The organism is Citrobacter enshiensis (genome assembly GCF_029338175.1).
GTDB classification, from domain to species: Bacteria; Pseudomonadota; Gammaproteobacteria; order Enterobacterales; family Enterobacteriaceae; genus Citrobacter_D; species Citrobacter_D enshiensis.
In genome coordinates this window covers 4780157-4793868 of the sequence record NZ_CP119862.1, presented here as the reverse complement: position 1 = coordinate 4793868, position 13712 = coordinate 4780157, and the positions used below count along the sequence as shown (strand labels likewise).

General features: G+C 53.6%; 10 protein-coding genes, 2 tRNA genes and 1 rRNA gene. 10 read left to right on the top strand and 3 right to left on the bottom strand.

Annotated elements, in window-relative coordinates; genetic code table 11:
* The first annotated feature begins 2 nt into the window (after positions 1 to 2).
* Positions 3 to 785, top strand: a complete 783-nt coding sequence (tatD, locus tag P2W74_RS22790; protein ID WP_276293347.1) for a 3'-5' ssDNA/RNA exonuclease TatD — start codon at positions 3 to 5, stop codon at positions 783 to 785.
* On the opposite strand, the gene rfaH is transcribed toward tatD, so the two are convergent.
* Complete coding sequence (gene rfaH, locus P2W74_RS22785) at positions 782 to 1270, bottom strand: transcription/translation regulatory transformer protein RfaH (RefSeq protein ID WP_276293346.1); 489 nt, start codon at positions 1268 to 1270, stop codon at positions 782 to 784. The genes tatD and rfaH overlap by 4 nt on opposite strands.
* A gap of 167 nt (positions 1271 to 1437) precedes the next feature.
* On the opposite strand from rfaH, the gene ubiD reads away from it, so the two are divergent.
* Together ubiD and fre are read left to right on the top strand one after the other, a co-directional pair.
* Positions 1438 to 2931: a 4-hydroxy-3-polyprenylbenzoate decarboxylase gene (gene ubiD, locus P2W74_RS22780; RefSeq protein WP_276293345.1), complete on the top strand. Its 1494-nt coding sequence runs from the start codon at positions 1438 to 1440 to the stop codon at positions 2929 to 2931.
* Between the two features lie 41 nt (positions 2932 to 2972).
* The gene (gene fre, locus P2W74_RS22775) at positions 2973 to 3674 is read left to right on the top strand and encodes an NAD(P)H-flavin reductase (RefSeq protein ID WP_276293344.1); all 702 of its coding nucleotides are present in this window, start codon (positions 2973 to 2975) and stop codon (positions 3672 to 3674) included.
* A gap of 168 nt (positions 3675 to 3842) precedes the next feature.
* On the opposite strand, the gene fadA is transcribed toward fre, so the two are convergent.
* A complete protein-coding gene (gene fadA, locus P2W74_RS22770) occupies positions 3843 to 5006 on the bottom strand; it encodes an acetyl-CoA C-acyltransferase FadA (protein ID WP_276293343.1) in 1164 nt (387 codons plus the stop codon).
* Positions 5007 to 5015: 9 nt separating this feature from the next.
* Positions 5016 to 7205 carry a fatty acid oxidation complex subunit alpha FadB gene (fadB, locus tag P2W74_RS22765; RefSeq protein ID WP_276293342.1) on the bottom strand — a complete coding sequence of 730 codons (2190 nt, stop codon included), beginning with the start codon at positions 7203 to 7205 and terminating at the stop codon, positions 5016 to 5018.
* A 185-nt stretch (positions 7206 to 7390) separates the two neighbouring features.
* Here fadB and pepQ point away from each other — a divergent pair, with 185 nt between their 5' ends.
* From pepQ to P2W74_RS22730, 7 genes are all read left to right on the top strand, one after another.
* Positions 7391 to 8722, top strand: coding sequence for a Xaa-Pro dipeptidase (gene pepQ / locus P2W74_RS22760; protein WP_276293341.1), 1332 nt, complete (start codon positions 7391 to 7393; stop codon positions 8720 to 8722).
* Positions 8722 to 9336: an IMPACT family protein gene (locus tag P2W74_RS22755; protein WP_276293340.1), complete on the top strand. Its 615-nt coding sequence runs from the start codon at positions 8722 to 8724 to the stop codon at positions 9334 to 9336. The genes pepQ and P2W74_RS22755 overlap by 1 nt, the downstream gene beginning before the upstream one ends.
* A 37-nt stretch (positions 9337 to 9373) precedes the next feature.
* Positions 9374 to 10825, top strand: a complete 1452-nt coding sequence (trkH, locus tag P2W74_RS22750; RefSeq protein WP_276293339.1) for a Trk system potassium transporter TrkH — start codon at positions 9374 to 9376, stop codon at positions 10823 to 10825.
* Positions 10826 to 10836: 11 nt separating this feature from the next.
* A complete protein-coding gene (hemG, locus tag P2W74_RS22745; protein WP_276293338.1) occupies positions 10837 to 11388 on the top strand; it encodes a menaquinone-dependent protoporphyrinogen IX dehydrogenase in 552 nt (183 codons plus the stop codon).
* 372 nt (positions 11389 to 11760) lie between these two features.
* Positions 11761 to 13329 (top strand): 16S ribosomal RNA (locus tag P2W74_RS22740).
* A 71-nt stretch (positions 13330 to 13400) separates the two neighbouring features.
* Positions 13401 to 13483: transfer RNA gene (locus tag P2W74_RS22735), tRNA-Ile, on the top strand.
* A 61-nt stretch (positions 13484 to 13544) separates the two neighbouring features.
* A tRNA-Ala gene (locus P2W74_RS22730) sits at positions 13545 to 13620 on the top strand.
* The last annotated feature ends 92 nt before the right edge of the window (positions 13621 to 13712 follow it).

Below are 13712 nucleotides of genomic sequence, written 5' to 3'. Positions count from 1 at the left end.
GCATGTTTGACATCGGGGTAAATTTAACCAGCTCGCAGTTTGTGAAAGATCGCGACGAGGTCATGTCGCGTAGCGTTGCTGCGGGTGTGGATGGCATGCTTCTGACAGGAACCAACCTGCATGAAAGCCAGCAGGCGCAAGCGCTGGCGCGGCAATATACGCGTTGCTGGTCGACGGCTGGCGTTCATCCGCATGATAGTAGCCACTGGCAAGCATCAACCGAAGAGGCGATAGTCGCGCTGGCAGGTCTGCCAGAAGTTGTGGCAATTGGCGAATGCGGTCTGGATTTCAATCGCAATTTCTCCACGCCGCAAGAGCAGGAGCGGGCTTTTCTGGCGCAGTTACATATTGCCGCAGAATTACAGATGCCTGTTTTCATGCACTGCCGCGATGCGCATGCGCGTTTTTTGACGCTACTGGAACCCTGGCTGGATAAACTTCCTGGCGCTGTGCTGCATTGTTTTACTGGCTCTCGCCAGGAGATGCAGGAGTGTGTGGACAGAGGGCTTTATATCGGCATCACGGGGTGGGTTTGCGATGAGCGCAGAGGGCTTGAGCTGCGCGAGTTGTTACCCTTTATCCCGGCAGAAAAACTGCTGATTGAGACGGATGCGCCGTATCTTCTGCCCCGGGACATCTCCCCCAAACCTGCATCAAGACGTAATGAACCCGCCTGGTTGCCGCATATTCTTGAGCGCATCGCGACGTGGCGTGGGGACGATCCGCAACACCTGGCAGCAATAACGGACGATAACGTCAGGGCGCTGTTTGGGATCGCGTTTTAAATCTTACGAAATCCGGTGTTTTTTACGCTCTGCTTAACCTCTTTATTCAACAGGTTGAGCAGCAGCATTGAACGTGCTTCGCCATCGGGTTCGGTAAAGATAGCCCTCAGACCCTCGAATGCCCCTTCTGTGATGAGCACGCTGTCGCCTGGATAAGGCGTCTCTGGATCGACAATATCGTGAGGTTTGCAGATAGAGAGCTGATGAATCACGCTGGAGGGGACTGTTGCGGGCTGTGCGCCAAACCGTACGAAATGACTGACGCCGCGCGTGGCGTTGATCGTCGTGGTATGAATCACTTCCGGATCAAACTCGACGAACAGATAATTAGGGAAAAGAGGCTCACTGACCGTGGTACGTTTACCGCGTACTATTTTTTCCAGGGTGATCATCGGCGTCAGGCAACTCACCGCCTGTCTTTCGAGGTGTTCCTGGGCACGCTGAAGTTGCCCGCGTTTGCAGTACAGTAAATACCAGGATTGCATAATGACTCTTATTGACTTGTTCCGGGCGCAAGCATAGCAAAAGCTATGCGCTAAGTTAATTATAATCCCCGGGTTTGCTTGCTCCGCCGAAGTTCACGCTAATTTAACAAAAATACAGCATCACGATGATGAACGCCGTATAATGAGGCGCTTACGAAGAGGCCATAATGGACGCCATGAAATATCACGATTTACGCGACTTCCTGACGCTGCTTGAACAGCGGGGCGAGCTCAAGCGCATCTCGCTTGAGGTAGATCCTCATCTGGAAATCACCGAAATTGCTGACCGCACGCTGCGTGCTGGTGGGCCTGCCCTGTTGTTTGAAAACCCCAAAGGCTATTCAATGCCGGTGCTGTGCAATCTTTTTGGTACGCCGAAGCGTGTTGCCATGGGGATGGGGCAAGAGGATGTTTCTGCTTTGCGGGAAGTGGGTAAGCTATTGGCGTTTTTAAAAGAGCCGGAACCGCCGAAAGGGTTTCGCGATCTGTTTGATAAACTTCCGCAGTTCAAACAAGTCCTCAATATGCCAACAAAGCGTCTGCGCGGCGCGCCCTGTCAGCAGAAAGTGTTCTCTGGTTCAGAGGTGGATTTAAACCGCATTCCCATCATGACCTGTTGGCCGGAAGATGCCGCCCCGCTCATCACCTGGGGTCTTACGGTGACGCGTGGTCCGCACAAAGAGCGGCAGAATCTTGGCATCTATCGCCAGCAGTTGATTGGCAAGAACAAACTGATCATGCGTTGGTTATCTCATCGCGGCGGCGCGTTGGATTTTCAGGAGTGGTGCGCAGCCCATCCAGGCGAGCGTTTCCCGGTTGCTGTGGCGCTGGGCGCCGATCCGGCGACAATTCTCGGTGCGGTAACGCCTGTGCCTGATACCCTCTCGGAATATGCATTTGCAGGTCTGTTGCGTGGCACAAAGACGGAAGTCGTCAAATGCCTGTCCAACGATCTTGAGGTCCCTGCCAGTGCGGAAATCGTGCTGGAAGGCTATATCGAGCCGGGTGAACTGGCGCCGGAAGGCCCTTATGGCGACCATACTGGCTACTACAATGAAGTGGATAGCTTCCCGGTCTTTACCGTGACGCACGTGACGCAGCGTGAAGATGCTATCTATCATTCGACGTACACTGGCCGACCGCCCGACGAACCGGCGGTGCTGGGTGTAGCGCTAAACGAAGTCTTCGTTCCCATTTTGCAAAAGCAGTTTCCGGAAATCGTCGATTTTTATCTGCCGCCGGAAGGCTGCTCATATCGACTGGCCGTTGTGACCATAAAAAAACAGTACGCCGGTCATGCCAAGCGCGTCATGATGGGAGTGTGGTCATTTTTACGCCAGTTTATGTACACCAAGTTTGTTATCGTCTGCGATGATGATGTCAACGCACGCGACTGGAATGATGTCATTTGGGCGATCACAACCCGTATGGACCCGGCTCGGGACACCGTGCTGGTAGAAAATACGCCTATTGATTATCTGGATTTTGCCTCGCCAATCTCTGGGCTTGGTTCAAAAATGGGGCTGGATGCCACCAACAAATGGCCTGGTGAAACCCAACGTGAGTGGGGGCGTCCCATTAAAAAAGATCCTGACGTTACCGCGCGTATCGATGCGATCTGGGATGAGCTGGCCATCTTCAACAACGGTAAAGGCGCCTGAGGCGCGATCGTTTTGCCCTATAGACCCGACAGAGGGAGCGCATGACAACCTTAAGCTGTAAAGTGACCTCGGTAGAAGCTATCACCGATACCGTATATCGCGTACGTTTAGTGCCAGACGCGGCGTTTTCATTTCGCGCTGGTCAGTATTTGATGGTGGTGATGGACGAGCGGGATAAGCGCCCGTTTTCGATGGCATCCACGCCGGATGAGCAAGGGTTTATTGAGTTGCACATTGGTGCCTCTGAACTCAATCTGTATGCCATGGCCGTAATGGACCGCATCCTGAAAGACAGCGAAATCGTGGTGGATATGCCACACGGTGAAGCCTGGTTGCGTGACGATGAAGAGCGTCCGCTGATTCTGATCGCCGGAGGAACCGGATTCTCTTACGTACGCTCAATTCTGCTTACTGCGCTGGCGCGTAATCCGCAACGCGATGTCACTATTTATTGGGGCGGTCGGGAAGAAAAACATCTTTACGATCTCTCAGAGCTGGAAGCGCTTTCGATCAATCATCCTAATCTGCGTATTGAGCCGGTGGTTGAGCAGCCAGAAGCGGGGTGGCGTGGCCGCACGGGAACGGTATTAACCGCAGTCTTGCAGGATCATGGCACGCTGGTGGGTCATGATATCTACATTGCCGGACGTTTCGAGATGGCGAAAATCGCACGCGACCTGTTCTGCAACGAGCGCAGCGCGCGGGAAGACCGTCTGTTTGGTGATGCCTTCGCCTTTATTTAAAGCCATAAAAAACCCGCCCCTGACAGGCGGGAAGAACGGCAACTAAACTTTCTTTCTTCGCCATTGGCACCAATGGCGTTGAGATAACACTGTTGTAGGCCGGGCAAGCGAAGCGCCCCCGGCATTTTGCCCGATAGCGCGTTACTTATCGGGCCTACGTTATCTTGCTTAAACCCGCTCAAACACCGTCGCGATACCCTGACCCAATCCGATACACATCGTCGCCAGACCAAACTGTACGTCTTTGCGTTCCATCAGGTTTAGTAGCGTGGTGCTGATACGCGCGCCAGAACAACCGAGCGGATGACCCAGGGCGATCGCGCCGCCATTCAGGTTGATCTTCTCGTCGATCTGCTCCATCAGTCCCAGATCTTTAATGCACGGCAGGATCTGAGCGGCGAACGCTTCGTTCATCTCAAACAAGCCAATATCACGGGTCGAAAGCCCTGCTTTTTTCAGTGCCAGTTTTGAGGCAGGTACAGGACCATAACCCATGATCGACGGGTCGCAACCCACGACGGCCATTGAGCGAATGCGCGCGCGCGGTTTCAGACCCAGTTCACGTGCGCGACTTTCGCTCATTACCAGCATGGCGGCAGCACCATCGGAGAGGGCAGAAGACGTGCCTGCGGTGACCGTCCCGCTGACCGGATCAAACGCCGGTCGCAGCGTGGACAACGCTTCGACGGTGGTTTCCGGGCGGATCACTTCATCGTAGTTAAACTGCTTCAGCACGCCGTCGGCATCATGACCGCTGGTCGGGATGATTTCGTTTTTAAAGCCGCCGGACTGCGTGGCCGCCCAGGCGCGGGCGTGTGAACGCGCAGCGAAGGCATCCTGCATTTCACGGCTGATACCGTGCATGCGGGAGAGCATTTCTGCCGTTAATCCCATCATGCCTGCGGCTTTTGCCACATTGCGGCTTAAGCCGGGATGGAAATCGACGCCGTGACTCATTGGCACATGGCCCATGTGTTCCACACCGCCGATCAGACACGCCTGCGCATCGCCGGTCATGATCATACGCGCGGCGTCATGGAGCGCCTGCATTGATGAACCACACAGACGGTTGACGGTGACCGCTGGGACAGAATGCGGGACTTCCGCCAGCAGCGCGGCGTTACGGGCAATGTTGAAGCCCTGTTCCAGCGTCTGCTGTACACAACCCCAATAAATATCGTCAAGGGCGGCGGGTTCCAGCGCCGGGTTACGCGCCAGCAGGCTACGCATTAAGTGGGCGGAGAGATCTTCCGCCCGCACGTTACGAAACGCGCCTCCTTTCGAACGGCCCATCGGGGTACGGATCGCATCAACAATTACAACCTGTTCCATTGTGACTCCTTAAGCCGTTTTCAGGTCGCCAACCGGGCGGGCAGGCTCAACCGGGGGATAGTACGGTTCGTTATGACGCGCTTTGTTACGCAGACCTTCCGGCACTTCATACATAGGGCCGAGATGCTGATACTGTTGCGCCATATCGAGATATTTTGCGCTACCGAGCGTATCCAGCCAGCGGAACGCGCCGCCGTGGAACGGAGGGAAGCCCAGACCGTAAACCAGCGCCATATCGGCCTCTGCCGGGCTGGCAATGATGCCTTCTTCCAGGCAACGCACCACTTCGTTGACCATCGGGATCATCATGCGGGCGATAATCTCTTCGTCGCTGAAATCACGCTTCGCTTTGCTGACGTCAGCCAGCAAGTTGTCCACGGTGGCGTCTTCTTCTTTCTTCGGCTTGCCTTTGCTGTCTTCTTTATAGCGCCAGAAACCCAGACCGTTTTTCTGACCGAAACGGTTAGCCTCAAACAGCGCATCGATCGCATCGCGATAGTCTTTCTGCATACGCTGTGGGAAACCTGCTGCCATCACCGCCTGCGCGTGGTGTGCGGTATCAATGCCCACGACATCCAGCAGGTATGCCGGGCCCATTGGCCAACCAAACTGTTTCTCCATCACTTTGTCAATTTTGCGGAAGTCCGCGCCGTCGCGTAGCAACTGGCTGAAACCGGCAAAGTAGGGGAACAGCACGCGGTTGACGAAGAAGCCAGGGCAGTCGTTCACCACAATCGGTGTCTTGCCCATCTTGCTGGCCCAGGCCACTACTTTGGCAATGGTTTCATCGGAGCTTTTCTCGCCGCGAATGATCTCAACCAGTGGCATCCGGTGAACCGGGTTAAAGAAGTGCATACCGCAGAAATTTTCCGGGCGCTTCAGGACGCTAGCCAGTTCGCTAATAGGAATAGTGGACGTATTCGACGCCAGCACGGTATCCGGCCGCACCTTATCTTCCGTTTCTGCCAGTACCGCTTTTTTCACTTTCGGATTCTCAACGACCGCTTCCACCACCACGTCTACGCGCTCAAAACCGGCATAGTCCAGCGTTGGATGAATGGTGGAGATCACACCTGCCATTTTCAGACCGTCGATCTTACTGCGCTCAAGCTGTTTGTTCAGCAACTTGGCGGCTTCAGACATACCGAGCGTGAGCGATTTGTCGTTGATATCTTTCATGATCACCGGTACGCCTTTCCAGGCGGACTGATAAGCGATACCACCACCCATGATACCGGCACCCAGCACGGCAGCCTGCTTCGGTGTTTCAACGTCTTTGGTGAGCGTCTTCGCTTTGGCCTTAACGTACTGATCGTTGAGGAAGATACCGACCAGTGCGCGGGCTTCATTAGTGTGCGCCAGCGGGACAAAACTTTGGTTTTCCAGTTTCAACGCTTCTTCACGACCAAAGCGGGCAGCGGCTTCAATGGTCTTCACCGCAGTGATCGGCGCCGGGTAATGTTTACCTGCGGTTTGCGCCACCATCCCTTTGGCAATGGTGAAGCTCATTGCGGCTTCAATTTTGCTGAGTTTCAGCGGCTCGAGCTTCGGCTGACGTTTGGTTTTCCAGTCGAGGTCACCGTTGATCGCCTGATGCAGTACCGCCAGTGCGCCATCAATCAATTTCTCTGGCTTCACCACGCCATCGACCAGACCGATTTTCAGTGCCTGCTCGGCACCGACATCTTTACCTGCCGCGATGATCTCCAGTGCGCTGTCCGCACCCAGCATACGGGGCATACGGACGGAACCGCCAAAGCCTGGCATGATCCCCAGCTTCGTTTCTGGCAGACCGATACGCAGATCCGGCGTCGCCAGGCGGTAGTCGGTCGCCAGAACGCATTCGCAGCCGCCGCCCAGCGCATAGCCGTTGACGGCGGAAAGGGTGGGGACGGGCAAATCTTCCAGACGGTTAAAGACGCTGTTGGCAAAATGCAGCCACTGGCTTAACTGTTCTTCGGGAACGAGAAACAGCGAAAGGAATTCGGTGATATCGGCACCGACAATAAAGGCCGCTTTATTGGAACGTAGCAGCAGCCCTTTTAAATCTGTTTGTTTTTCCAGCACATCAAGCGCATGGCCAAGGCTGGCAACGGTTGCCGTGTCGAGTTTATTGACCGAGCCAGGGGCATCGAACACCAGTTCGGCGATGCCATCTTCCAGCCAGTCGAGGTACAGGGTGTCGCCTTTGTAAAGCATGTCAGTCTCCTGAATCCGCAAGGTGATCTGGTCATACCAGATTAAGTGAGTGTGTATTTTGTGTTAATAAAATGCAAATGATTGATTAAAAAATGACGATTCGATCACGCTCGGCAGAAATCACGCAGCCACAATGCGATGTGCTAAGATGCGGAGACCTGAGGTCAAAAACAGAAGGGAAAAAAATGGAATCACTGGCCGCACTCTATAAAAATCATATTGTTACCTTACAGGAACGGACCCGCGACGCGCTGGCGCGTTTTAAGCTGGATGCGTTACTTATTCACTCCGGTGAGCTTATTAACGTCTTCCTCGACGATCACCCGTATCCGTTCAAGGTCAATCCGCAGTTTAAAGCCTGGGTGCCGGTGACGCAGGTTCCCAATTGCTGGTTGCTGGTAGATGGCGTTAATAAGCCTAAATTATGGTTCTACCTGCCGGTCGATTACTGGCACAACGTCGAGCCGCTGCCGACCTCCTTCTGGACCGAAGACGTTGAAATCATTGCGCTGCCAAAAGCCGACGGCATTGGTAGCCAACTGCCTGCCGCGCGCGGCAATATCGGTTATATCGGTCCGGTTCCGGAGCGCGCGCTGCAGCTGGATATTGCTGCCAGCAACATCAACCCGAAAGGGGTGATCGACTACCTGCATTATTACCGTTCCTATAAAACGGATTATGAACTGGCCTGCATGCGTGAAGCGCAGAAAATGGCGGTGAGCGGTCACCGTGCCGCGGAAGAAGCCTTCCGTTCCGGCATGAGCGAGTTTGACATCAATCTGGCTTATCTGACGGCGACCGGGCATCGTGACACGGATGTCCCGTACAGCAACATCGTCGCGCTCAACGATCATGCATCAGTCCTGCATTACACGAAACTGGATCATCAGGCACCGTCTGAAATTCGCAGCTTCCTGTTGGATGCAGGTGCGGAGTACAACGGTTATGCGGCGGATCTGACGCGTACCTGGTCTGCCAACAGCGATAATGACTACGCTCAGTTGGTTAAAGATGTGAATGACGAACAGCTGGCGCTGATTGCCACGATGAAGGCTGGGGTGAGCTATGTGGATTATCACATCCAGTTCCATCAGCGCATCGCGAAGCTGCTGCGTAAGCATCAGCTCGTTACCGACATGAGCGAAGAGGCGATGGTGGAAAACAATCTTACTGGGCCGTTTATGCCGCACGGTATTGGTCATCCGCTGGGTCTGCAGGTACATGATGTGGCGGGTTTTATGCAGGATGATACTGGAACGCATCTCGCTGCGCCGTCGAAATACCCTTATTTGCGTTGCACTCGTGTGCTCGAGCCGGGAATGGTATTGACCATTGAACCGGGTATTTATTTCATCGAGTCACTGTTGGCGCCGTGGCGCGAAGGACAATTCAGCAAACACTTCAACTGGCAGAAAATTGAAGCGCTGAAACCCTTTGGCGGCATTCGTATTGAAGACAACGTGGTGATCCACGAAAACAACGTTGAAAACATGACGCGCGATTTGAAACTGGCGTAATGGACAGCTGGTTAATCCCTGCATCGCCGGTCACTGTTGTTGAAGAGATCAAAAAGAGCCGCTTTATTACGCTGCTGGCCCATACGGACGGCGTAGAAGCGGCGAAAGCGTTTGTAGACTCAGTCAGAGCGGAGCACCCGACTGCTCGCCACCATTGTGTGGCGTGGGTGGCGGGTGCGCCGGATGACTCGCAGCAACTGGGTTTCTCGGATGACGGCGAACCGGCGGGCACGGCAGGGAAACCGATGCTCGCACAATTGATGGGTAGCGGTGTCGGTGAGATCACCGCCGTGGTGGTTCGCTACTATGGCGGTATTCTGCTGGGCACTGGGGGGCTGGTGAAGGCCTACGGCGGCGGAGTAAATCAGGCGCTGCGGCAGTTAACAACGCAACGCAAGACGCCATTAACCGAATATACTTTGCAGTGTGAATATGGTCAGTTGACCGGGATTGAAGCATTGCTGGGACAGTTTTCCGGCAAGATCGTTACCAGCGATTATCAGGCATATGTTCTGTTACGGGTGGCGCTTCCTTATGCAAAAGTGGATGAATTTACAGCAAAACTGGCGGATTTTAGCCGTGGTTCATTGCAATTATTAGCGATTGAAGAATAATCCCCACCTCATTTTTAGAACAAAGGAAGCGGCAGAGATGCATTTTCGCGCCATTACCCGAATCGTTGGACTACTGGTCATCTTATTTTCGGGGACAATGATTCTCCCAGGGTTGGTTGCGTTGATCTACCGTGATGGGGCAGGTCGGGCATTTACACAAACTTTCTTTGTCGCGTTGGCAATTGGGTCTTTGCTGTGGTGGCCAAACCGCCGGGAGAAGGGGGAACTGAAATCCCGCGAAGGGTTTCTCATCGTGGTTCTGTTCTGGACCGTACTGGGTAGCGTGGGTGCGCTACCGTTTATCTTCTCTGAGCAGCCGAACCTCACGGTTACTGATGCGTTTTTTGAATCCTTTTCCGGATTGACGACGACCGGCGCGACCACGCTGGTGGGGCTTGATTCGCTCCCGCATGCCATTCTTTTTTATCGTCAGATGCTGCAATGGTTTGGCGGTATGGGGATCATCGTCCTGGCGGTGGCCATTCTCCCTATCCTCGGCGTTGGGGGGATGCAGCTTTATCGGGCAGAAATGCCAGGACCGCTGAAAGATAACAAAATGCGCCCGCGCATTGCCGAAACCGCAAAAACCCTGTGGCTGATTTATGTGTTACTGACCGTGGCGTGTGCGCTGGCGCTATGGTTTGCGGGTATGCCTGCGTTTGATGCCATTGGGCACAGTTTTGCCACCATCGCCATTGGCGGTTTTTCAACGCATGATGCCAGCGTGGGGTATTTTGACAGCCCTGCGATCAATACCATTATTGCTATCTTCTTACTGATCTCCGGTTGTAACTACGGTCTGCACTTCTCTTTATTAAGCGGGCGCAGCCTGAAAGTTTACTGGCGCGACCCGGAATTCCGGATGTTTATTGGCGTACAGTTGACGCTGGTGGTCATCTGCACATTGGTCTTATGGATCCATAGTACCTACGCCTCGGCGCTAACGACCCTGAATCAGGCCTTTTTCCAGGTGGTGTCGATGGCGACAACCGCCGGGTTTACAACGGACAGCATTGCGCGCTGGCCGCTCTTTCTTCCTGTACTCCTGTTGTGTTCTGCCTTTATCGGCGGTTGTGCGGGATCAACCGGTGGTGGCCTGAAGGTGATTCGCATTCTGTTGCTGTTTAAGCAGGGGAATCGCGAACTGAAGCGACTGGTCCACCCGAACGCGGTGTACAGCATAAAGTTGGGGAACCGTGCGCTGCCGGAACGTATCCTCGAAGCCGTCTGGGGTTTCTTCTCTGCTTATGCGTTAGTCTTTATCGTCAGCATGCTGGCGATTATCGCCACCGGTGTGGATGACTTCTCTGCGTTTGCTTCTGTTGTTGCAACGCTTAACAACCTGGGGCCAGGGCTGGGCGTCGTTGCAGACAACTTTGCCAGCATGAACCCGGTTGCGAAATGGATCCTGATCGCCAATATGCTGTTTGGTCGTCTGGAAGTCTTCACTTTGCTGGTGCTGTTTACCCCCACTTTCTGGCGTGAATAATGGAGTAACACGTGAAAACACTCATTCTCTTCTCAACCCGGGATGGACAAACACGCGAGATTGCCTCGTATTTGGCTTCTGAATTAAAAGAGCTGGGGATCTGGGCAGATGTCGTTAATCTTCATCGCACTGAGGAGCCGGACTGGCAAAGTTATGATCGCGTAGTGATTGGCGCGTCTATTCGCTACGGTCATTATCATGCTGCTTTCCAGGCGTTCGTGAAGACACATTCTGCAAGATTGAACGCAATGCCGAGTGCGTTCTATTCGGTGAATCTTGTTGCGCGTAAGCCGGAAAAGCGGACGCCGCAGACAAACAGCTATGCACGCAAGTTTCTGATGAACTCGCCGTGGCGTCCCGATCGTTGCGCAGTGATTGCGGGGGCGCTTCGTTATCCTCGTTACCGCTGGTATGACCGCATAATGATTAAGCTCATCATGAAGATGTCAGGTGGTGAAACGGACACGAGTAAAGAAGTGGTATATACAGACTGGGAACAAGTGGCGGTATTTGCCCGTGAAATCGCACAATTAACCAGCAATTCGTCGTCAAAGCAGGCGTAAAGAATAAAAAATAAGCACTTAGAAAGTTATTTTAAATTTCCACTTGTCAGCCAGAAATAACTCCCTATAATGCGCCTCCACTGACACGGAACAACGGCACGCAAGCCGCCGGGTCAGCGGGGTTCCACTGAGAACTCCGGCAGAGAAAGCAAAAATAAATGCTTGACTCTGTAGCGGGATGGACAGTAATATGCAGCACCGCGCCGCTGAGAAAAAGCGAAGCGGCACTGCTCTTTAACAATTTATCAGGACAATCTGTGTGGGCACTCGAAGATACGGATTCTTAACGTCGCAAGACGAAAAATGAATACCAAGTCTCAAGAGTGAACATACGTAATTCATTACGAAGTTTAATTCTATGAGCATCAAACTAAATTGAAGAGTTTTGTTCATGGCTCAGATTGAAACGCTGGCGGCCAGGCACTAACACATGCAAAGTCGAACGTAGCACAGGAGAGCTTGCTCTCTGGGTGACGAGTGGCGGACGGGTGAGTAATGTCCTGGGAAACTGCCACGATGGAGGGGGATAACTACTGGAAAACTGGTAGCTAATACCGCATATGTCGGAAGACCAAAGAGGGGGACCTTCGGGCCTCTTGCCATCGGATGTGCCCAGATGGGATTAGCTAGTAGGTGGGGTAACGGCTCACCTAGGCGACGATCCCTAGCTGGTCTGAGAGGATGACCAGCCACACTGGAACTGAGACACGGTCCAGACTCCTACGGGAGGCAGCAGTGGGGAATATTGCACAATGGGCGCAAGCCTGATGCAGCCATGCCGCGTGTATGAAGAAGGCCTTCGGGTTGTAAAGTACTTTCAGCGGGGAGGAAGGCGATACGGTTAATAACCGTGTCGATTGACGTTACCCGCAGAAGAAGCACCGGCTAACTCCGTGCCAGCAGCCGCGGTAATACGGAGGGTGCAAGCGTTAATCGGAATTACTGGGCGTAAAGCGCACGCAGGCGGTCTGTCAAGTCGGATGTGAAATCCCCGGGCTCAACCTGGGAACTGCATCCGAAACTGGCAGGCTAGAGTCTTGTAGAGGGGGGTAGAATTCCAGGTGTAGCGGTGAAATGCGTAGAGATCTGGAGGAATACCGGTGGCGAAGGCGGCCCCCTGGACAAAGACTGACGCTCAGGTGCGAAAGCGTGGGGAGCAAACAGGATTAGATACCCTGGTAGTCCACGCCGTAAACGATGTCGACTTGGAGGTTGTTCCCTTGAGGAGTGGCCTTCCGGAGCTAACGCGTTAAGTCGACCGCCTGGGGAGTACGGCCGCAAGGTTAAAACTCAAATGAATTGACGGGGGCCCGCACAAGCGGTGGAGCATGTGGTTTAATTCGATGCAACGCGAAGGAACCTTACCCTACTCTTGACATCCAGAGAATTTGCTAGAGATAGCTTAGTGCCTTCGGGAACTCTGAGACAGGTGCTGCATGGCTGTCGTCAGCTCGTGTTGTGAAATGTTGGGTTAAGTCCCGCAACGAGCGCAACCCTTATCCTTTGTTGCCAGCGGTTCGGCCGGGAACTCAAAGGAGACTGCCAGTGATAAACTGGAGGAAGGTGGGGGATGACGTCAAGTCATCATGGCCCTTACGAGTAGGGCTACACACGTGCTACAATGGGCATATACAAAGAGAAGCGGACCCTCGCGGAGAGCAAGCGGACCTCATAAAGTATGTCGTAGTCCGGATCGGAGTCTGCAACTCGACTCCGTGAAGTCGGAATCGCTAGTAATCGTGTGATCAGAAATGCCACGGTGAATACGTTTCCCCGGGCCTTGTACAGCACCGCGCCTCACACCTATGGGATGTGGGTTCGAAAAAGAAGTAGGTAGGCTTAACCTTCGGGAGGGCGCTTACCACTTTGTGATTCATGACTGGGGTGAAGTCGTAACAAGGTAACCGTAGGGGAACCCTGCGTGTTGGGATCACCTCCTTACCTAAAGAACCTGCCTTTGTAGTGCTCACACAGATTGTCTGTATGAAAATTAGCAGTAAGAAATCTCTGAGCAGCTTGTAGCTTCATGGTGGTTAGAGGCGTCACCCCTGATAAGGTGTGAGGTCGGGTGGTTCAAGTCCACTCAGGCCTACCAAATTCCTTCTGATACCGTAGGGTGCTTCAGAATGAACTAAGGTGAACGAGATAACTTCGATGGGGCTATAGCTCAGCTGGGGAGGAGCGCCTGCTTTGCACGCAGGAGGTCTGCGGTTCGAATCCCGCATAGCTCCACCGATTACTTACTGCAAAAATACCAAGAAAACTTCAGAGTGTACCTGAAAAGGTTCACTGCGAAGTTTTGCTCTTTAAAACTCTGGATCAAG

What these genes read in the sequence shown, in the direction of transcription:
- tatD (WP_276293347.1), top strand. Translation starts at nt 3, where the DNA reads ATGTTTGACATCGGGGTAAATTTAACCAGCTCGCAGTTTGTGAAAGAT.
- rfaH (WP_276293346.1), bottom strand. Translation starts at nt 1,270, where the DNA reads ATGCAATCCTGGTATTTACTGTACTGCAAACGCGGGCAACTTCAGCGT.
- ubiD (WP_276293345.1), top strand. Translation starts at nt 1,438, where the DNA reads ATGGACGCCATGAAATATCACGATTTACGCGACTTCCTGACGCTGCTT.
- fre (WP_276293344.1), top strand. Translation starts at nt 2,973, where the DNA reads ATGACAACCTTAAGCTGTAAAGTGACCTCGGTAGAAGCTATCACCGAT.
- fadA (WP_276293343.1), bottom strand. Translation starts at nt 5,006, where the DNA reads ATGGAACAGGTTGTAATTGTTGATGCGATCCGTACCCCGATGGGCCGT.
- fadB (WP_276293342.1), bottom strand. Translation starts at nt 7,205, where the DNA reads ATGCTTTACAAAGGCGACACCCTGTACCTCGACTGGCTGGAAGATGGC.
- pepQ (WP_276293341.1), top strand. Translation starts at nt 7,391, where the DNA reads ATGGAATCACTGGCCGCACTCTATAAAAATCATATTGTTACCTTACAG.
- P2W74_RS22755 (WP_276293340.1), top strand. Translation starts at nt 8,722, where the DNA reads ATGGACAGCTGGTTAATCCCTGCATCGCCGGTCACTGTTGTTGAAGAG.
- trkH (WP_276293339.1), top strand. Translation starts at nt 9,374, where the DNA reads ATGCATTTTCGCGCCATTACCCGAATCGTTGGACTACTGGTCATCTTA.